Genomic DNA, 19,319 nt, shown 5'->3' on the forward strand with positions numbered 1-19,319 from the left:
GTTGCTTCAAGGAGAATGTGGCTATGAGAACCTTTGACTCGCTTTATCGAACCACCGTCGGATTCGATCGTCTTTTCGACATGCTCGAAAACAACGCCAGGACCGACTGGCCGCCTTACAATATCGAGAAGACCGGTGAAAACGACTACCGTATCGCCATGGCTATTGCCGGCTTCAGTTCCGAAGAGGTGGAGTTGACGCAGAATGGCCCGGAACTTGTGGTTGTCGGCCAGAAATCCACCGACACGGAGGGGCGTCAGGTGCTGCACCAGGGCCTTGCCTTGCGCAACTTCAGACACGTGTTCAAGCTGGCCGACCACATGAAGGTCGTCGCTGCGACCCTGGAGAATGGCCTGCTCAGCGTCGAGATCGTGCGGGAAATCCCCGAGGAACTGAAACCTCGCCGCATCAACATCGGCTCTGGCGACGCTATGGCGGTCAACAAGCAGATCAGCCAGGACGTCGAGAAACCGCGTAAGGTTGCCTGACGCCGATATTTCAACACGAACACTGCGGTCGCCTCCCAGCTTCGGTCGGGAGGCCTCGATTGCGGAGATTGGAGATGAATCAGCAGACTGAAACATTCCGCGCCCCAACCCGGCGCACCGGGCGTTTCGAGGGTCTTTTTTGCCTTCTCGACAGCCCGGGCGATGTGCTCAAGCATCCACGCATGACCTTGGACGAAAAGCGCGCCTTGCTCGCATCATGGGCATCGGATGCGCATGCCGTCGAAAATCGCCCCACCCTACGCAAACTGGACAATGGCAAGATCGTCCCCGTCGACGATATCTTGCGATGCCTGAAGGCGCTGAATCAAGTCGGCCCCGCCGGCAAGGTTCTTTCGCGTCGGGCAATGCCGTGGACCGTGGCGTTCGATCGCCATGACCGGCGCATCAATGGATCGCCGCGCAGACGGCGCTTTACCGGCAGGGACGATGATGATGATCCGCCGCCTTGCCCCGCCGCCGTCGCGCCGCGCGTGCCAGGTGGCGGGCAAAGTGGCGCGTATGTGATGGCCAATCGCGAGCCGGCCTATGCCTGACTGAGCGCTCGTTAGCGAAAAGGCACATAGCAACCCGCTGCGCGGTTCGCAGCGGGTTCGCAAACGCAGGCCTTCCGCCCTGCTTTTGAAGATGGCCCTGCAAACGCCGCCTATTTCCTGAAGTGCCCAGCGTTCCGGCTGCAATGCACGGCCGTGTGTCTTCATCATCGTCCGGCATCTCCATCAGCACTGTCCCCAGTCTTTGCAATCCAGTTTTGGTCGAGGCGCTTGCCGTCCTTTGAAGCTCGAACATGCGGTGAAGCGTTGTCTGAATGGTCGCCTGCAGTCCGGCCGCTCACGGATATCGGCGCGCGACGGGCCGCGTCTGTGTCGTTGACTCAGGCCATGCCAAAAGCGTAAGTCGCGGTGCGCGTCTCACGTCCAAGGCGCAGCGCTTCACCCATAAAGGTATCAAAAATGGACGACAAATATGCCAACGCGCGCGAGCACTTTTTTGCGGCGATCAGGACGCTAGCAGCCTCTTCCGACAGTGTTCAAACGCGCCTGATCGACGCAAATACGAACATTCTGGACGTTACGATCGATGAGTTCGATGGTGACCCGGAACTCAAGTTCAAGTTTGCGAAAATACTGGATCTGCTTGCTATCGATCAAGACGATATGGAAACGGTCGCTGTTGAGACCGCCGCACACATGACGGATTTCGAGGCCGTCAAGGTCGCGGACCTGATTTGTGATTTCTACTATGAGCTGACGTAATCTGGCGTGACGGGCGGAGCGATTCCGCTTCGTCCGCGGCCAGTTCAATGATTGGCATGCCCAATCCGATGGCAGCGCTCGACGCGATACATGCATGCGCCCATCTCGCTTTCACATCGATCCCTATGTCCAGACAAGCGCCAAGTCGGCCCGAATGACGACATGAGGCGCAAAGCTGCCGTGTGCTTAGCGGAATTAAGAGTAAATCGGTCACGCAAGCTTGCAACGTGTCGCCATCGCGGTCGCCAGAGGTACGCACCGAACAGCCCTCCCTCAATGCCGCTTGAATACTGCACCTCCCGCTCATGCTTCTCCGCCGCCTCACACGTCTCAAACGCCCCCAGGTTCCGCCGCTTGCCGGTCTTCTCATCCGTCTTGCGTGAACAAAGCCGGCATTTGCCGTCCTTGAGTTGGCGGATCATCTCGATCTCCCTGATCAGGATTTGGCGCCCGTCCTGGCCTTCAGCCCGAGCGCTGCCTGCTCCGTCGGGGTGAACGCCGCGCCGGTCCGAACGTGGGAACGACAAACCCCGCGATCAGTTATCCCGCCCCGTGGAGTTCGGGAACGCAGCCATGCTAGCCTCCATCGAGCCGGCTGAAGCTCGGGGGCAAGTCATGTTGGATCAATGGACTGATTTCTTCGTCATGGTGGGCGGCGGCGCGGCGGGGCTTGCCGGGTTGATCTTCGTTGCGATCTCGATCAATCCCGAACGCATTGTCCGCAACACGACGCACAAGAACCGGGCAATCAACATGCTGTCGGGCTTCAGCGCGATTTTCATGGCATGCAGCCTTGCGCTTCTGGGTGGTCAATATCTTCCGGCACTCGGCCTCGAATGGCTTTTGCTCTGGGGCATAGCGACATTCATCTTCGTCAGGGGATATGTCGTGGCCATCAAGGCGGGGATGAGCACCATCGGGTTGACCGGGCCGCGGTTGGCGGGCGGCACGATGTGTTACCTGGCCGAGGTTGCAGGCGCGATTTTCCTCATTCTCGGGCGCGGCGTGGGCCTTTACATCGCGGCCCTTGGAACCATCGTCCTGTTCGCCTTCCTGATTTCAGGCGCATGGCTCCTCATCATTGGCATCTACGAAGAGCCGGCCAAGGGATGAGGTGGACACCCGGCGCTGCAGAGGCCAGCGCCCCCTCAATGCCGCTTGAAATACTGCACCTCGCGCTCATGCTTCTGCGCCGCCTCGCGCGTCTCGAATGTCCCCAGGTTCCGCCGCTTGCCGGTCTTCTCATCCTTCTTGCGTGAATAGAGCCGATATTTGCCATCCTTGAGTTTGCGGATCATCTTCGCTCTCCCCGATCAGGATTTGGCGCCCTTCCTGGCCTTCAGCCCGCGCGCCGCCTGCTCGATTGCGGCGCGGTCGGTGCCGAGGCGGTCGAGCAGCGCCTGCGCCTCGTCGCCGGATATGCCGGTGCGCATGGCCAGTTCCTCGACCTCCAGAACGTCGGTGCTGGGTATCTCACGGGTCTGCGGCAAGGCGTCGTCGGCCGTCAGCGGCAGAGCCGCTTCCCTGTCGATCTCGGCCTCGGCCCGGTGCCAATGATGCTCGGGATCGCCGCCGCCTTCACGCTCCCAGATCTGGTATGCGCGCTTCTGGATCTTCTCGTGCCTTTCGTCGCCCATTGTCGTTCCTCCTTCGTGTCAGGGATGAACGCCGCGGTGATGGGATTGATCCAAAAAATCTGCGTGATCGCTGGTCCGGGTGGAACTGCCGGATCGGTGGGAGGGCGCGAGGCGCCGGGCAGGACGCAAAATGATCCAGGCGGCGGGGCAAGCCGGCCACCTGGATACAGGCCGTACTGGGCAGCCTTGATATCAGTGGCCCCAGATGCCCTGGCCGTATTCGGCCGGCATGTCGAGAATCGACTGTCCCGCCGCGCTGCCGGTGATGCTCTTGGTGACGCTCGGGTCGACCGCCTTGGAGGACATCATCGAATGGGTGGTCGGGTAGCTGCCGGCGGCCGAGACGAAGTCCGAGCCGAAATGGTCGGAGCCGGCGAAAGCCATGCCGGAGGCGAACAGGAACGCAGCAGCAGTCAGAATGATCTTCTTCATTTCAAGTCTCCATCTCTACAAGTTGACATCGGCCTCGACGCGCCGCCCGCATCGCGTTCGTGAGGCTGTGTGTTCATGGTCTCGGGCGAAACCGGCCAACCGCGACCCCCACAGGATCCCTGCGGCTGCAGGTTTCAGCGCACTCGGTTCATTGTTGCGCTGTTGGGGCGTCTTGTAGGGGTGTGGTGTTTGTGCGGGCGTGGGAAAGGGCGTGGTAAGAACCGCTCAAAGAGTGGAATTTTGCGTGGAATGCGGCCGCAAAGCGCTGCGCGCCCTAAATCGGGAGCCTCCGCCTAAACCGTGAAGCGAAGTTCTGCCCGCACCTTCCATGGCAAGCGGCGCGCGTCGCCTATTCGCACTGGCGCCTCGGACCACCGGAATAGGGCTGGTAGCTGTTGTCCTCGGGACGATACGAGCGGTAGCGGCTGAAGCAGGATTGGACGTGGTCGTCCGAAAGGTCCGCTGTCGCGACCAGCGGCGCCGCGCCGCCCTCGTCATAGCTGACTTCGTCGGGCTGCTGCGCGGCCTGGCCGGCGTCGGCACTGTTGTCGAGATAGGGCGAGACGCAGGGGCGCTGCTGTCCGCTGTAGGACATGTAGCTGTTGTCGTCGGGGTTGTAGGAGCGGTAGCGGTCCGCGCACCAGCTGACATGGGCAGCCGGCAGCCTGGCCTGCTGCTCGTCTGCCCCGGGCGCCACCGCGGCTGTCTTGGTCGGGTCGACCGACTGCACCCTGGCGGCGGCGTCGGGTGCGGGAGGCTGCGCGGCGGCCACGCGCTCCAGGCCCGGCGCGGCCTTGTCCACGGGCTGTGCGTCCTTGGTCCACAGTTGCGAGACACTGTCGGTGGGCCTGGCCTGATGCACGGGCTTGGCCAGAATCAGCCAGGCGGCGAAAGCCAGCCCGCTGGCGAAGACCGCAAGGGTGAGGACGAAGCCTGCGACCAGTGCCAAAACCGCTTTCATCACACACTCCTTGCGTCCCCGCTAATAGAATGCGGAGCACCGGGACTGGTTCCAGCGGGCGAGCGTGTTGCAGGGGTCGGCACTGGAGCGGCTGGCGAGGCGCAAGGCGGCAGCCCTTGCTGCCTCAAACCGGCAGCCGCACGTCCATGGAGAACTCGCTCTCCACGGCCAGCAATGCCTTGACCATTTCCCTGTCGCGCTGGCGCTTTTGCAGGTGGCGGGCCAGCAGCCAGTCCAGCGAGATCCGGCCGGCGCCGACGGCGGCCAGCACGAACATGCCGCCTGATATGGCCAGGTCCTTTTCGAAATGCAGCAGTTCGTTCTGGCTGGCGAAGTTGACGTGGAACAGCAAGGCCGTGGACAGGCAGAACAGGCCGAGCCCGATGCCGCCCAGCCGCGTCAGCAGCCCTGAAGCCACCGATAGCCCTGCCCCCAGTTGCAGCGCGATGGTGGCGACGAACAACGGCAGCCCGACGCCTTGCGCGGCCATCGCCTTGGCGGCGCCGTCGAAATGGGTGGCCAGCGTCACGCCCTCATGCAGGAAGATGAAGGACATGAGCAGGCGGCCGGCAAGCAGGGTCACGTCCCTGATGTGGTATTTCGTGGCGAGGCCGGTGAGCTTCGCGGCGATTTCGTTCGGTGTCATGGTCAGCCTCCAATCTTTGAGCACAGGCAAGCGCCGCGCGCCGTGCGACGCGCGAAAACGGCGCCTGCCGGATGTGATGTTCGAAAAGGCCGGAGCCGGCTCGAGGGAGAGGCGCCGGCTCCGGCAATGGGCGCCAGCCACGAGCGCCCAAACTGTGGTGGGGGCCGGATCGGTCGGTGCCAGTCCCCAACTCGGGCCGCTTGGCGGCCACCTCTCCCCCAGTCCGCGACTGATCAGCTCGAGGCTTGATTGCCACGTGGTTCCCCCAATGCGTGGCCAAGCTCATGCCGTAGCCACGTCCGTGGGGGAGTTGGAACGGGTCACCGCTTACTGCGTCACCTTGGTGTCGATGGCCTTTTGCAGGTCGGAAAGCTCCTCGCAGCCGGCGGGGCAGAGTTTCTGCAGCGAGGCCAGCTGCTCCTTGGCCTTGTTCATGTCGCCGGTCTCGACATAGAGCTCGCCCAGATATTCGCGGGCGGCCTTGTGGTCGGGCTTCAGCTCCAGCGCCTTGTTGTAATAGGTCAGCGCGGTGGTGACGTCGCCGGTCTTGCGCAGCGTGAAGCCGAGCAGATTGTAGACGTCGGCCTGCTGGTTGTCCTGCGCGAGGTCGCGCAGATCGGCCAGTGCGCCCTTGTAATCCTTGGCGGCGATCTTGGCCTGGACGGCGGTGAGATCGGGTGCGTCGGCGCCCTCGATATCATCCACCGCATAGGCGGGCATGATCGTTGCGACGGGAACGACGGTCAGCACGGCGATGGCGCCGAGCAGACCGAACAGGGCGTTTCTGCCCAAAAGAAGCTGTTTCATTGTCTTTCTCGCTTTGGTCTGGGTTACCCGTTCAAATCTGAACGGGCGTGAAGCCATAGGCACTGCCGTCCTTGACGAAGACGCCGGTGCCGGGGAACGGGAAGTGCGAACCGGAAATGCGGATATTGTCCGCGATCACCCGGTCGATGATCTTGTGGCGCGTGGTGATCGCGGTCGGCCCATCCTGGTCGTAGCTGCCCTGCCATTCCGGATGCGGCGCCAGCAGGGCCGGCACATACATGGTGTCGGCCGAGATCATCAGCTGCTCCTTGCCGGAATTGGCGAGGTACACCGAATGTCCCGGCGTGTGGCCGGGGGCGGCGATGATCTGGATGCCGGGCGCCACTTCCGCGCCGTCCTCGACCAGCTTCCAGTTCTTCCATTTCGGGAAGTTCTCGGCGATGCGCTTGCCCGCCGGCTTGCGGCCTTCGGGCAGCTTGGCCAGCCGGCTCGGATCGGTCCACCAATTGTATTCCGTGGCGTTGACGATCAGCTCGGAATTGGGGAACACCGGCGTGTTGGTGCCCTTCTCCATCAAGCCCCAGACATGGTCGGGGTGGAAATGCGAGATCATGATGGTGTCGATCGCCTTGTAGTCGATGCCGGCGGCGGCCATGTTGGCCGGCAGATGCGTGGCGTTGGCCTGCCACTGGCCGACGCCGGAGCCCGCATCCATCATGATCAGCTTGCCGCCCATCTTGAGCACGACGACGGTGAGCGGGATGGGCATGAAGTCGGTGGTCAGCCCTGCCTTGGCAAGCGCCGCCTTGGTGTCGTCGACGGAAACATTCTTGATAAAGGCAGGGTCATGCGGCTTCTTCCAGATGCCGTCATAGATGGCGGTGACCTCGATGTCGCCGACCGTGTATTTGTAGAAGCCGACGGTCGGCTCCACGGGCGTCTCGGCGAAAGCGGGGCGGGTGAATTCAAGCTTGCCGGCAAGGCCGAAAGCGGCAGCGGCGGCGGCGGATTGAAGCACTGTGCGGCGTGTCATGCTGAACATTGTGGTCTCCTGTGGGTTGCGGTGGCGGCAAAAGATCGCGGTAGGAGCGACGGAGGGCCACGCCACATGGCCCCCCGTCCTGATCGCGGATCGGGTCGGGACCTCGAGGCTGTCCCGCCCCTGAACTCAGCGGCCCCAGATGCCCTGGCCGGGTTCGTCCGCATCAGTTTTGGTCGCCGGCCGGCTCGGTCCGGTCGTCTTGGCATCGACATAGGCCGTGTAAGGGATCGAGGCGGTGGCATTGGTGTCGACGGAAGCGACAGGCTGGTTGGAGTTGTTGGCACCATGGTCGCTGCCGGCAAAGGCAGCACTCGAGGCAAGCAACATCGCAGCCACGCTGAGAGCGAGCTTGGTCATTTCAGGTAAATCCTTGTTTCGTTTCTTCGCGTCGCGGGCCGGATTGGCCCCGCTGAAGGGAAGACCCGGCAAGGCGGTGCTTTATTCCCGAGGGCAGTGAGATTTTTTGGAAGGGGCGGATTTGAGGGATCGCGGCCTGGCAGAGCCTGGGTGAAAGGCGGCGGCATCACCTCCGGAAAAGACCATCAGGGGCAAGGCAGGAGGAGCGCCCAGACACAATTCAGAAACAAGTTTCAACAATTCGGAAAAACTGGCGAAAAGATCGCATGGCATAACCATCCCGCGGGGGACTGCGCGGATTTCCTTTTCGGAAGCTTCGGTCCGCCATCGACAAGGGTCAAATTGCAGCAGCGGCACAGCCGAAAATGCCTGCTCGAACAGCGGCATGAACAGCCGGGCGATACGCGGCCAGGACGAGAAAGTATGGAAATGGATTACGGTATCGACATTGCTGCCCTGGACAGGGACACGGCAAGACCAGGCGCGCAGCCCGAAACTGGGCTGGCCCAGAATGGGCTGGCAGGCGTCGATACCCTTGTAAGGGGCGCTCAGCGGACCCTGGCCGCGCATGGCCAGATTCTGACCGGCGCCGATTTCGCGCGGGCAGGCCAACCCGGCGAGCGGCTCGACACGGTCTTCGAAGAGCTCGCCGCAACGTTCGCCACCTTGCCGGCAGTGATCTCCGACGGACGTGCCTGGACCTATCAGGAGTTGGACAGCCGCGCCAACCAGTTCGCCCGTGTGCTGATCAAGCGCGGCGTGCGGCCGGGCCACCGGGTCGGGCTCATTCTCGACCGCTCGGCGGAGACCTATGTCGCCTTGCTCGCCGTGGTGAAGGCAGGCGCTGCCTTCGTGCCGCTGGCCACCGCCTTTCCACAGGAGCGCATGGCGCTCATCATCGAAGACGCCAGCGTCAGCCTGATCGTCACCATCGCCACCTATGCGTCGCGGGCCGACCAACTGCCGGTTCCCCACGTGCTGATCGACGGCGCCGCCGCCGAGATCGCCAAACAGTCCAGCGCGCCGCTGAAGCCGCAAGAGGCGCCGGCGGAAGACATCTGCTACATCCTCTACACGTCGGGCACGACCGGCAGGCCGAAGGGCGTGGCCATCCGGCACCAGAGCTTCGTCAACTTCATCCGCGTCGCCGCCGCATCCTACGGCTACAGGCCGGGCGATCGCGTCTACCAGGGCATGACGATTGCCTTCGACTTTTCCTCCGAGGAGATCTGGGTGCCGTTCGTCGCCGGCGCGACCGTGGTACCAGCGCCCGGCCAGATGCCGCTCGTCGGCGAGGAACTGGCGGATTTCCTGCGCCATCATGAAATCACCTGCATGGCCTGCAGCCCGACACTGCTGTCGTCGATGACATCGGATGTGCCCAGCCTGCGCACGCTCCTGGTCGGCGGCGAGGCCTGCCCGCACAATCTGGTTGTGCGCTGGTCGAAGCCGGCGCGGCAGATCCTCAACACCTATGGCCCGACGGAAGCGACCGTCACCGCAACGATGGGTGCGCTGACGCCGGACAAGCCCGTCACCATCGGCGCGCCGCTGCCCACCTATTCCATCGTCATCCTCGACCCGTCGCTGCCGGAACTGGCCGAGCCCAGCGAACTGGGCGAGATCGGCATTGCCGGCATCGGGCTCGCGGTCGGCTACCTCAACAGGCAAGACCTGACGGAACAGAAGTTCATCGCCGATTTCATCGGCCTGCCGAACAACCCCTCGCGGCGCATCTACCGCACGGGCGACCTTGGCCGGATCAACGGCGACGGCGAGATCGAATATGCCGGGCGCATCGACACCCAGGTGAAGATCCGCGGCTATCGCATCGAGCTCGGCGAGATCGAGGCGGTGCTGCTGGACCAGCCCGAGATCGCGCAGGCTGCCGTCACCACCTGGGAGATCGAGCCCGGCCGCGTCGAACTCGTCGCCTATTACGCGCCCAAGGCCGGCCAGCCGGCGCTCTCGCGCGCCGATCTCGCCCAGACGATGAAGCGGCGCCTGCCGGACTACATGGTGCCTTCCTATCTCGAGGAGCTGCCGGCGATCCCGATGACGGTCTCCAACAAAGTGGACCTTCGCCAGCTGCCGAAGCCGACCAGCGTGCGGCTTTCCGCCGACCGCGAGATGGTTGCGCCCGGCAATGACGACGAACGCTTCCTGGCCGAGGCGCTGGCCGCGGTGCTGAAATTCGACGAGGTCTCGGTCGAGGACAATTTCTTCGACGATCTCGGCGCCAACTCGCTGCTGATGGCGCATTTCTGCGCCCGTGTGCGCACCCGCAAGGAATGGGCGACGACGTCCATGCGCGACATTTATCTCCATCCGACGGTGGCGCGCCTGGCCAAGCACCTGAGCGTCTCGGAAGAGGTGACGACCGCCACCACCGAGCCTGTTCTCACCCGCCAGGCATCGAATTTTGCCTACTGGACCTGCGGAATGGCGCAGTTGCTGTTTTACGGGGTCTACAGCTATGCGGGCCTGTGGGCGCTCAACATCGGCCTCAACTGGATGTATGACACGCTCGACGATCCGCTGCAGCTCTATATCAGGTGCGTCGCGCTCTCGGCCGGCGTGTTCTTCGGCATGACGGGCTTTGCCGTCCTGGCGAAATGGGTACTCGTCGGCCGCTGGAAGGCGGAAGCCTTCCCAATCTGGGGCCTGCGCTACTACCGCTTCTGGGTGGTCAAGACCTTGATCCGCACCGCCCCAGTCGTGCTGTTCCGCGGCAGCCCGCTCTACAGCTTCTATCTGCAGATGCTGGGAACCAGGATCGGCAAGAACGCGGTCATCGAATCCAAATCCGTGCCGGTCTGTACGGACCTGATTTCGATCGGCGCCAACACCATCCTGCGCAAGGAATCGCTGATCCTCGGCTTTCGGGCGCAGTCCGGCTACATCCACATGGGACCGCTGACCATCGGCCGCGATGCCTTCGTCGGCGTGGGTTCGACGCTCGACATCGACACCTCGATCGGCGACGGCGCCCAGCTCGGCCATTCGTCCTCGCTGCAGCGCGGGCAAAGCATCCCGGATGGCGAACACTGGCATGGCTCGCCGGCCGTGCCGACCACGGCGGACTATTGCAAGGTGCGCAACGAGAACCCTTCCGACATCCGGCGCTTCCTCTTCGAAGCGGTCCAGTTGATCGGGCTGTTTGCCATTGTCATCCCACTGCCGCTGCTGTTCCACAGCTATTGGGAAAATGTCGGCGACGACTATCAGGAGACGATCGGCGTGGTCGCCGTCGGCACCACGGTCACGCTTTTCGGCTATATCGCCGCGGCTTTTCTCGCCGCGACGGTGCTGCCGCGCCTGCTCAGCGTGATCCTGAAACCCGGCCGCACCTACACGCTTTACGGCTTCCGCTACTGGCTGCAGACCGCCACCGAGTTCACCAGCAATTCCCGCGTGCTGGGGCTGCTGTTCGGCGACAGTTCGGCGATCGTCTATTACATGCGCGCCATCGGCTGGAACCTCAACAAGGTGGTGCAGACCGGCTCCAATTTCGGCTCCAACCAGCAGCACGAAAACCCGCTTCTGTGCGAGATCGGCACCGAGACCATGGTGTCGGACGGCCTGTTCATGATCAACATGCACAAATCCGCCTCGGCGTTCCGGCTCGAGCGGACGCGCATCGGCGAACGCAACTATCTGGGCAACAACATCTATTACCCGCCGGATGGACGCACGGGCGACAACGTCCTGCTCGGCACCAAGGTGATGATCCCCATCGATGGGCCGGTGCGCGAGAATGTCGGGCTCCTGGGCTCGCCTGCCTTTGAAATCCCGCGCATGGTCAATCGCGACAAGGAACTCATCGCCGGCGTCGACGAGGCGGACCGACGCCAGCGTATTCCGCACAAGAACCTGCACAATGCGGTGACGATCCTCCTGTTCATGGCCACGCAATGGGTCATGCTGTTCGCCACGCTGGCGATCTGGGACCGGGCGCTGAACTACTACACGGAATGGGCGGAGGTCGCTCTCTTCGTCGCCGTTCTCCTGACCTCGGCGATCACCATTCCGTTCTACATCTTTGTCGAGCGGGCAAGCCTTGGCTTCGGCCGGTTGAAGCCGCAGATGACGACGATCTACGACGTCGCCTTCTGGCGCCACGAACGCCACTGGAAGCTTGCCGATTCTCCGATCGTGCGCCTGTTCGCCGGCACGCCCTTCCGGCCGGTGATCCTGCGCATGCTGGGCGTCAAGGTCGGCAGCCGCGTCTATGATGGCGGAGCCAACCTCACCGAACGTTCCCTGGTCGAGATCGGCGATGACGCCACACTCAACGAAGGCTGCGTCATCCAGGCTCACTCGCTGGAGGAAGGCGCGTTCAAGTCCGACTACATCCGCATCGGCAAGGGCTGCACGCTCGGACCGTCCGCCTTTGTCCATTACGGCGTCGTGATGGGCGAAGGATCGGTGGCCGACACCGATTCCTTCGTGATGAAGGGCGAGGAGCTTGAGCCCTACTCGATCTGGCGCGGCAACCCGGCCAAGCTGCATCGCTTCGTGATCCCGGTCACGAACGACGGCGCCAAGGCGTCGGCTTGAAGGCCGGAGACATCCGCCTCGCTCCGGTGACCAAGGCCAATCGGGCCTTGGTCGCGTCGCTGGAACTGGCGCCGGAGCAGATGGATCTTGTCGCTGGCAACGCGGCGTCGCTGGAAGAGGCCGAAACCGACGAGGACGCGCGACCCCGCGCAATCATGGCCGGGGATCGCATCGTCGGTTTCCTGATGTACGACGCGCCGGAAGATGACGACGAGGCGCGCATCTACCGCTTCATGATCGACCGCGCCAGCCAGGGCAGAGGCTACGGCAAGGCCGCGTTGCGCGCGGTGCTGCACGAGATCGGCGGGCTCGGTCACGTCAGGCACGTCTCGATCTGTTACGAACCCGAGAATGAAGCGGCGCGCCAGCTCTATCGCACCGCCGGTTTCGTGGAAGAAGGGCTCGACGAGGATGGAGAAATGATCGCCGATCTCGTCCTGCCGAGGGGATGACCCTTTGACGCGGCCACCCTCCCCTGAAGCCGCGTTGGCCGAGGCGATGGCGGCAATCGCGCCCCGAAATGTCCGGACCGGATGCCGGCTGATAGGCGACGCGGATGAGGCCCACTTGCTGCCCGAGGAAGCGCGTTCCATCCCCGCGCGCCAGCCGGCCATGCGGCGCGCCAGCGGTGCCGCCCGCTGGATCGCGCACCGGCTGCTGGCCGATATCGGCATCACGGATGTCGCCATCATGCGCGCGCCATCCGGTGCCCCGGTCTGGCCGGACGGAATAATTGGCTCGCTCGCCCACGACGACGACATGGCCGTGGCGGCGGTCGCGCCTGTCGGCGGTATCGTCTCGCTCGGCATTGACGTCGAGCCCGCCGAACCCTTGCCGGACGACATTTTCGCGATCGTTGCAACCGGCGCGGATCGCACAGGCGCGGCGGACCCGCGCCTTGCCGGCCGCATCCTGTTTTGCGCTAAGGAAGCCGTCTACAAGGCGGCCTTTCCGCTCGATCGCGATGTGCTGGGCTACGAGGATATCGCCGTGGACCTCGATGCCGGCCGCGCGACGACGAAGACCGGCCGTATGGCCAGCCTCGCCTACTGCGTCGTCCCGCGCGTGGTCGTTTTGGCGTTTGTCGGGGAATAGCGCCGCCCTATTCGCACACGATCTCCCGATAATCCCTCATCGCGCCGTCCTGGCCGCGTATCCGCCAGCTCTCCCCGTCGCGGCCCTCGATAGGACATGGCCCGAGCGGCACCTTGCCGCCGCCTTCCGGCAGGTCCAGCACATAGACGGGATTGCAGATGCCCGACAGGCGCGCCCGCAGCGCTTCCACCAGCGCCTGGCCCTGCGCGATCGTGGTGCGTCGGTGCGCCATGCCGCGCGCCAGGTCACCATGGTGCAGGTAATAGGGTTTTACCCCCAGCCGGTACATCAGTTCGCGGCAGAGCTCCTCCAGCGCCTCGACCGTATCGTTGACGCCTTTGAGAAGAACGCTCTGGTTGAGCAGCACGAAGCCGGCCTGCCGCATCGTGCGGCATGCCATTTCGGTCGCGGGCGTGATCTCGCGCGCGTGGTTGAAATGCGTGACGACGGTGATCATCAGCCGGCCCTGCAGCGCAGCGACCAGCCCTGATGTAATGCGCGATGGCAGCGCCACCGGCACGCGCGTGTGGATGCGCAGCAGCCGCACATGCGGGATCGCCTCGATGCGCGCGAAGATTTCTGCCAGGGCCTTGTCGGGCAGCGACAGCGGATCGCCGCCGGTCAGGATCACTTCGCGGATTTCGGAATGATCCGCGATATAGGCCAGCGCCGGCTCCAGCGCCTCGCGCGTATAGCCGCGGCCGATCGAGGTCAGCAATTCCTTGCGGAAGCAGAACCGGCAATAGACCGCGCATTGATAGGTCGGGAACAGCAGCACCCGGTCGGCATGGCGGTGCGTCAGTCGCGGCACCGGGCTGAACTCATGGTCGGCGATCGGATCGCCAAGCTCGCCGTCCACCTCCTGCAGTTCGCCCAGTGACGGGATGACTTGCGCGCGGATCGGATCGGCCGGGTCGTTCCAGTCGATCAGGTCGAGATAGGCTTTCGGCGCACGCACCTTGTGGCGGCTGGCGGCCTCCTGCGCGGCGGCGCGCTCGGCCGGCGACAGCGGCAGGGCGGCAAGGTCGCGCACGTGGCGCACGCCCTGGCGGACATCGTCCTGCCAGTCGGGGGGGCGGGTTACATCTTTGAGGTCGGTCATAGCAGGTCTCGGAGTGGTCGCGCGGACCTATCGGCCGGATGGACGGTTCGGTCAACCACTGTCGCAACGCCAACCATGCCCGTCACACTCTACGGCGCCCCCTCTGTCCGGCAGGACAGAGGGGGCGCGACAGAACGCCGGCCCTTGCCGCTCAGCGCCCCCTTCACCCAGTCCTTCCACCCCTCTCGGCCATCGCTGCAAATGCACTCTCAATGCTCTCAAAGCTCAGCTCCGGATAAAGCACACCCGCCTCCACAGTATCCGTCTCCAGCGCGGTCTCGCCGCGGATCCAGAACGCCCGCAACAGACCAAGGCCGGGCACAGCGGCGATCAACGCCTCCAACTCCTCAGCGCTCATATTCACGACGCGCGGCGAGCGGCCGCTGACGCGGCGCCAGAGGTCGATCATCTGGCCCTGCGTGATCCTGTTCCGCGCGATGCGGATTTCCGTGCGGACTGCGGCGGGATCCTCCAGCGCCCGCATGGTGACGGCGGCGATATCCTTCTCGCTGACGAAGGTCGCCGGAACGGTGCCGTCGCCATAGAGCGTCACCTCATCCGGCGGCAGCACGGCCGAACCGAAGCGCGTCAAATCGCCCAGCGTCGCCACCCAGGTCGAGAAGAAGCCGTTGGTATAGATGATCGTATAGGGCAGATCAGCTTCCCTGACCGCGTCGAACACGGCCCTCTTGATGTCGAGCGGTGCGATCGTGCCGGGGGCGGCGGCGGCAAAGTCGAGGCCGAATCCGGCGGAGGGCACGAAGCGGGAGACCCCGACATCTTTCACTGCGCGCACCAGCGTCATCTCGCTGGCCGAACCCACATGCACCGAGCTGATGACGCGGTCGACCTTGCCGACGGCGCGCACGAGGCTGTCATAATCGTCGAGATCGCCGACATGCACCGTGGCGCCCAACGCCTTGAGCGGCCGCATCCGCTCTTCATTGGCTGACGTTGCTGGCCGAACCAGGACATGCAGGCTGTCGCCATTGCGCGCGCTGGCCTTGGCCATTTCGCTGCCCAGGAGCCCCGTCGCGCCGATGATCAGGGTGCTGGTCATATCCCCCTCCCATTGCGCAGGATGGAACCGTCCCAGTCGCGCTCCAGGCCAATGTCGCGCAAGCGGCGGTCGGAAAACCGGGAAATCCGGCGTCGCACGCGGCGGCGCTCGAAGGCTGCCGTGCTGCGCATGGCGAGGCCGCTCATCGCGGCGCCAATGGATCCAAGGGTCAAGGTCATTGTCTGTCTCCTACGTTCGTCAGGGCGCAAGCGTGCTCGTGCCGCCCATCGGGCGAGCATGACGATCGCTCACACATTTCGTTGGTCTTTCAACGCATCGGAGAACCGGAGAGGTCGATATCGATGCGCGGTACGCAGCGATATTCTGCATTTTCGGGCTGGACGACAAACGACTCTTTGTGCAGGATTTGTGAGCAACACTCACAGGTCGAGGCCATGCCGCGCAGATTGCCGCCCCTCACCGCCCTGCCCGCTTTCGACGCCGCGGCAAGGCATCTGAGCTTCTCCAGGGCAGCGGAAGAGCTCAACCTCACCCATGGCGCGGTCAGCCGCGCCATCCGCAACATCGAGGACAGGCTCGGCATCCAGCTTTTCGATCGGGGAACGCGATCCGTGCGCCTGACCGCCGTCGGTGCGGCCTATGCGGTCGAGGTCGGCAAGGCGCTCGACCAGATCGCCGCCGCCACCATCGCCGCCACGCCCGACCGCTCGACGCGCATCCTGAACGTCTCGACGTCGGACGGCTTCGCCGGCCGCTGGCTGGTGCCGAGGCTGCATCGCTTCCACCGCGCCAATGCCGATATCGACGTGCGGCTGGCGACCTCGGGCGTGCTGGCCGATTTCGTCAGCGACGGCATCGACGTCGCCATCCGCTACGGCAAGGGCGGCTACACCGGCGTGACGGCGGAATTTCTCGCTGACGAAGAGGTCTTCCCGGTCTGCAGCCCGGAATTGCTGCAAGGCGAACATCCGCTGCGCCGGCCCGAGGACCTCAGGCACCACAAATTGATCCATGACGCCTTTCGCATCGACTGGGCGACATGGCTGCAGCAGGCCGGAGTCGATGGCATCGACCCCAAGCGCGGGGTGCGCTTCGATTCCGCCACCTTCGCCGTCGAGGCTGCCGTGCATGGCGAAGGCGTGCTGCTCGGCCGCAGCGCGCTGGTCTCGGCCGACCTCGCGGCAGGGCGGCTGGTGCGGCCCTTCGACCTCGCGCTGAAATCGGCGGCCAGCTACTACCTTGTCTATCCCGACGGCGCGCTGCGGCAGAAGAAGATCAAGGCGTTCCGCGACTGGCTTTTTGCCGAGGTGGCGGCTGACTGGGTCGGCATGTCTCGGAGGGATTGAGGCGAAAGACCCGCCTACGCTTTTGACCCACCCACCAACCCCAGCCGCAACAAACTCTCGGCCGTGGCGACGATCGCCTCCTCGGCCGGACGCGGCGTCCAGCCAAGCAGGCGCGTCGCCTTTTCGCTGGTGGCGTCCATCATCACCCCGAGATGCCTGGCCAGCATCTTCGTCGTGGGATCGCCACGCAGCGCCAGCAGGCGGATCATCCAATTGGGAATCTCCCTGGTCGGCACCTTGGCTGCTGCCGCGCCCATCCTGCGCCGCAGCACTTTCGCAACATCCGCCATCCACAGGCTGTGGCCCGAAATACCGATGAAGCGCTCGCCCTTGGCCGCAGGACTGGTCATCGCCAGCAGATGCAGATCGGCCAGGTCGCGCACGTCGACATAGCCTGAGTTGACCCGGGGACAACCGGGCATGCCGTCCATCAGCCGCTTGATCAGCCCGATCGAATGCGAGAAATCGGCGGCGAGCACCGGGCCGAGCACAGCGACCGGATTGACGACGGAGAGTTCGAGGCCGCCGCCCTCGCGAGCGATGAAATCCCAGGCGGCGCGCTCCGACAGCGTCTTCGATCTCTGGTAGGGCGCGACGGCGCCGCTGAGGTCGGACCAGTCGGTCTCGTTGAACGGCCGTGTCTGCGGCGCATGGCCCATGGCGACAGCACCGATGGCCGAGGTCAGCACCACGCGTCTTATGCCGGCATCGCGCGCGGCCTTGAGCACCCGCAGCACGCCGTCGACGGCGGGCCTCACCCAATCCTCCTCGCGCGTCTGGCTGCCGGAGGGCGTCGGCGATGCGCCATGCATGACATAGGCGCAGCCGGCGACGGCCTCCGCCCAGCCAGCGTCCCCGGTCAGGTCGGCGGCGACGAAGGACAGCCGATCGCCGGGCTCGGCGCCGCCTTCCCTGAGCATCGCGCGCACCTCGGCTTCGCGCTCGAGCGAACGCACCGTCGTGCGCACGCGATAACCGGCGTCGAGCAGCTTCAGCATGCAGTGCGATGCAATGAAGCCAGAGCCCCCGGTCACCAGCACCAGTTCGTCGTTCATGTCAGTCTCCTGATGTTCATTGGCCATCAGCTAGGCGCACCGGATCGGATTGTGAATGCTTGAAAATCCGCATAAATTGCGCGAAAGTACGAAAATGACCGGTGACCCCTTCTCCGACATCCTCAAATTCACCAGCGCGCAAACCATGGTGACAGGCGGCTTCACTGCCGGCGGAGCATGGGCGCTGCGCTTTCCGGCGCCCGAAAAAATCAAATTCTTCGCCGTGGTGAAGGGCAGTTGCTGGATCCGCCTCGAGGGCGAGGACGAGCCGGTGCATGCACAAACAGGAGACGTGCTGCTTCTGGCATCGCGGCGCTCCTTCATCCTCGCCAGCGACCTGTCCGTGCCGCCGCTCGACGCCATGGCGGTGTTCTCCGGCTGCAAGATCGCGCAACTCGGCGACGGCAGCGATTTCGCGCATATTGGCGGCCATGTCCTGCTCGACCAGGCGAGCGGACGGCTGCTGGCCGACGTCTTGCCGCCCTGGATCCACATCCAGGCCTCGTCGCCGCAAGCGACAATCCTGCGCTGGATCCTTGACCAGCTGGTGCGCGAGCAGGCGGATGGCCAGCCGGGCGCCAGCCTTGCCTCGGCGCAGCTGGCGCAACTTCTGTTCATCCAGGTGCTGCGGGCGCATCTGCAAACGTCGAGCCTGATGCCCGCCGGCTGGCTGCGCGCACTCGCCGATCCGCGCCTGGCGCCGGCGCTGCGGCTGATGCATGGCGACCCCGGTCGCGACTGGCATCTGGAGGAACTCGCCAGGGCCGCCGCCATGTCGCGCACCAGCTTTGCCTTCCATTTCAGGCATACCGCCGGCGTCGCGCCGCTGACCTACCTGACGCAATGGCGCATGCATTTGGCCGAGCGCGCCTTGCGCGAGGAAGATACCCCGGTGGCGGTGCTTGCCCGCTCCCTTGGCTACACCTCGGAAAGCGCCTTCAGCAATGCCTTCAAGCGCGCCACCGGCACCGCGCCCAAGCGGTATCGAACCGCGGGGAAAGCCGAACGGTCGGGTGACGCCGAAGCGCGGTCGCTGAGCCTGGTATCTTGAAAAATCAGGAGAGGCGGAGGCCCAAGACGGGTGGACAGCTCGGGACTGTCCACCTGTCTCGGCTGATGCATGCCGCCCGAACGGGGGTGCATCGATTTTCAGGGAACCGACATGCATTGAAGGCCCCCGCGCACAGAGCGGACGTTGGTATCAGCGGCAACCAGTCGTCATATGAGGCCTGCCGACCAGGGCCGCCCCTACTCCTTGGCGCGATAGGCTTCCGGTATGACGAACACCTCGTCGGCCCGGCCATAGCCGCCATCGGCGACCTCCTCGACCAGCACCATCGTGGTGGGCCGCACGCCTTCGCCGAAAAAGTCGACGAACATGGCGGTGGTCCGGTGGATGAGGTCTTTCTTCTGCGCTCTGGAGAGCGCGGCCTGCGGGATCTTGATGTTGGCGAATGGCATGATGGTTTCCTTTTCTGGTGCGGATTGGGTTTCAGGCTTTGGGGTGGAGCGGGTCGCTGAAGACACCGGCGACT

At 64.3% G+C, this 19,319-nt stretch carries 22 protein-coding genes; 9 read left to right on the top strand and 13 right to left on the bottom strand.

The window, feature by feature from the left end; translation table 11 throughout:
• The first annotated feature begins 23 nt into the window (after positions 1-23).
• The 4 genes from ACLGL5_RS29325 (at position 24) to ACLGL5_RS29340 (ending at position 2,875) form a co-directional block, all read left to right on the top strand.
• Positions 24-488 (top strand): Hsp20 family protein, encoded by a 465-nt coding sequence (locus ACLGL5_RS29325; protein ID WP_069092634.1) that lies wholly within the window; start codon positions 24-26, stop codon positions 486-488.
• A 74-nt stretch (positions 489-562) separates the two neighbouring features.
• Complete coding sequence (locus ACLGL5_RS29330; protein ID WP_019859433.1) at positions 563-1,042, top strand: hypothetical protein; 480 nt, start codon at positions 563-565, stop codon at positions 1,040-1,042.
• A gap of 417 nt (positions 1,043-1,459) precedes the next feature.
• Positions 1,460-1,762, top strand: coding sequence for a hypothetical protein (locus ACLGL5_RS29335; protein WP_019859434.1), 303 nt, complete (start codon positions 1,460-1,462; stop codon positions 1,760-1,762).
• Positions 1,763-2,377: 615 nt separating this feature from the next.
• Positions 2,378-2,875: a hypothetical protein gene (locus ACLGL5_RS29340; RefSeq protein ID WP_019859436.1), complete on the top strand. Its 498-nt coding sequence runs from the start codon at positions 2,378-2,380 to the stop codon at positions 2,873-2,875.
• A 35-nt stretch (positions 2,876-2,910) separates the two neighbouring features.
• Here the strand turns inward: ACLGL5_RS29340 and ACLGL5_RS29345 are convergent, their stop codons facing one another.
• The 8 genes from ACLGL5_RS29345 to ACLGL5_RS29380 all read right to left on the bottom strand — a co-directional run bounded on the left by ACLGL5_RS29345 (position 2,911) and on the right by ACLGL5_RS29380 (position 7,605).
• Positions 2,911-3,060: a hypothetical protein gene (locus tag ACLGL5_RS29345; RefSeq protein WP_141700957.1), complete on the bottom strand. Its 150-nt coding sequence runs from the start codon at positions 3,058-3,060 to the stop codon at positions 2,911-2,913.
• Between the two features lie 15 nt (positions 3,061-3,075).
• On the bottom strand, positions 3,076-3,399 hold the full coding sequence (locus tag ACLGL5_RS29350; RefSeq protein WP_069092635.1) for a DUF2934 domain-containing protein: 324 nt from the start codon (positions 3,397-3,399) through the stop codon (positions 3,076-3,078).
• 192 nt (positions 3,400-3,591) lie between these two features.
• On the bottom strand, positions 3,592-3,831 hold the full coding sequence (locus ACLGL5_RS29355) for a DUF680 domain-containing protein (RefSeq protein ID WP_069092636.1): 240 nt from the start codon (positions 3,829-3,831) through the stop codon (positions 3,592-3,594).
• A 349-nt stretch (positions 3,832-4,180) separates the two neighbouring features.
• Positions 4,181-4,795 (bottom strand): BA14K family protein, encoded by a 615-nt coding sequence (locus ACLGL5_RS29360; protein WP_069092637.1) that lies wholly within the window; start codon positions 4,793-4,795, stop codon positions 4,181-4,183.
• A gap of 121 nt (positions 4,796-4,916) precedes the next feature.
• Positions 4,917-5,438, bottom strand: coding sequence for a DoxX family protein (locus tag ACLGL5_RS29365; RefSeq protein ID WP_069092638.1), 522 nt, complete (start codon positions 5,436-5,438; stop codon positions 4,917-4,919).
• 327 nt (positions 5,439-5,765) lie between these two features.
• The gene (locus ACLGL5_RS29370; RefSeq protein WP_020628939.1) at positions 5,766-6,245 is read right to left on the bottom strand and encodes a tetratricopeptide repeat protein; all 480 of its coding nucleotides are present in this window, start codon (positions 6,243-6,245) and stop codon (positions 5,766-5,768) included.
• Positions 6,246-6,276: 31 nt separating this feature from the next.
• Positions 6,277-7,248, bottom strand: coding sequence for an MBL fold metallo-hydrolase (locus ACLGL5_RS29375; RefSeq protein WP_038648097.1), 972 nt, complete (start codon positions 7,246-7,248; stop codon positions 6,277-6,279).
• Positions 7,249-7,374: 126 nt separating this feature from the next.
• A complete protein-coding gene (locus ACLGL5_RS29380) occupies positions 7,375-7,605 on the bottom strand; it encodes a DUF680 domain-containing protein (protein WP_019859444.1) in 231 nt (76 codons plus the stop codon).
• 423 nt (positions 7,606-8,028) lie between these two features.
• On the opposite strand from ACLGL5_RS29380, the gene ACLGL5_RS29385 reads away from it, so the two are divergent.
• The 3 genes from ACLGL5_RS29385 to ACLGL5_RS29395 are packed head-to-tail and all read left to right on the top strand — an operon-like array spanning position 8,029 to position 13,260.
• The gene (locus tag ACLGL5_RS29385) at positions 8,029-12,165 is read left to right on the top strand and encodes a Pls/PosA family non-ribosomal peptide synthetase (protein WP_069092639.1); all 4,137 of its coding nucleotides are present in this window, start codon (positions 8,029-8,031) and stop codon (positions 12,163-12,165) included.
• Positions 12,162-12,617, top strand: a complete 456-nt coding sequence (locus ACLGL5_RS29390; protein WP_019859446.1) for a GNAT family N-acetyltransferase — start codon at positions 12,162-12,164, stop codon at positions 12,615-12,617. Before ACLGL5_RS29385 ends, ACLGL5_RS29390 begins: the two co-directional genes overlap by 4 nt.
• A gap of 4 nt (positions 12,618-12,621) precedes the next feature.
• Complete coding sequence (locus ACLGL5_RS29395; RefSeq protein WP_069092640.1) at positions 12,622-13,260, top strand: 4'-phosphopantetheinyl transferase family protein; 639 nt, start codon at positions 12,622-12,624, stop codon at positions 13,258-13,260.
• Between the two features lie 7 nt (positions 13,261-13,267).
• On the opposite strand, the gene ACLGL5_RS29400 is transcribed toward ACLGL5_RS29395, so the two are convergent.
• From ACLGL5_RS29400 to ACLGL5_RS29410, 3 genes are all read right to left on the bottom strand, one after another.
• Positions 13,268-14,362, bottom strand: a complete 1,095-nt coding sequence (locus ACLGL5_RS29400) for a KamA family radical SAM protein (protein WP_494372817.1) — start codon at positions 14,360-14,362, stop codon at positions 13,268-13,270.
• Between the two features lie 163 nt (positions 14,363-14,525).
• Positions 14,526-15,422: an NmrA family NAD(P)-binding protein gene (locus tag ACLGL5_RS29405; protein ID WP_069092642.1), complete on the bottom strand. Its 897-nt coding sequence runs from the start codon at positions 15,420-15,422 to the stop codon at positions 14,526-14,528.
• Positions 15,419-15,601, bottom strand: a complete 183-nt coding sequence (locus ACLGL5_RS29410) for a YjiS-like domain-containing protein (RefSeq protein ID WP_019859450.1) — start codon at positions 15,599-15,601, stop codon at positions 15,419-15,421. Before ACLGL5_RS29410 ends, ACLGL5_RS29405 begins: the two co-directional genes overlap by 4 nt.
• Before the next feature lie 216 nt (positions 15,602-15,817).
• Here ACLGL5_RS29410 and gcvA point away from each other — a divergent pair, with 216 nt between their 5' ends.
• Positions 15,818-16,729: a transcriptional regulator GcvA gene (gene gcvA, locus ACLGL5_RS29415; RefSeq protein WP_019859451.1), complete on the top strand. Its 912-nt coding sequence runs from the start codon at positions 15,818-15,820 to the stop codon at positions 16,727-16,729.
• Between the two features lie 14 nt (positions 16,730-16,743).
• Here gcvA and ACLGL5_RS29420 read toward each other — a convergent pair whose 3' ends face one another.
• Positions 16,744-17,784 carry an SDR family oxidoreductase gene (locus ACLGL5_RS29420; protein WP_245307186.1) on the bottom strand — a complete coding sequence of 347 codons (1,041 nt, stop codon included), beginning with the start codon at positions 17,782-17,784 and terminating at the stop codon, positions 16,744-16,746.
• A 55-nt stretch (positions 17,785-17,839) separates the two neighbouring features.
• Here ACLGL5_RS29420 and ACLGL5_RS29425 point away from each other — a divergent pair, with 55 nt between their 5' ends.
• On the top strand, positions 17,840-18,835 hold the full coding sequence (locus tag ACLGL5_RS29425; RefSeq protein WP_245307188.1) for an AraC family transcriptional regulator: 996 nt from the start codon (positions 17,840-17,842) through the stop codon (positions 18,833-18,835).
• A 197-nt stretch (positions 18,836-19,032) separates the two neighbouring features.
• Here ACLGL5_RS29425 and ACLGL5_RS29430 read toward each other — a convergent pair whose 3' ends face one another.
• The gene (locus ACLGL5_RS29430) at positions 19,033-19,245 is read right to left on the bottom strand and encodes a tautomerase family protein (RefSeq protein WP_064981914.1); all 213 of its coding nucleotides are present in this window, start codon (positions 19,243-19,245) and stop codon (positions 19,033-19,035) included.
• Positions 19,246-19,319 lie beyond the last annotated feature (74 nt).

This window comes from Mesorhizobium sp. U510 (genome assembly GCF_059180695.1).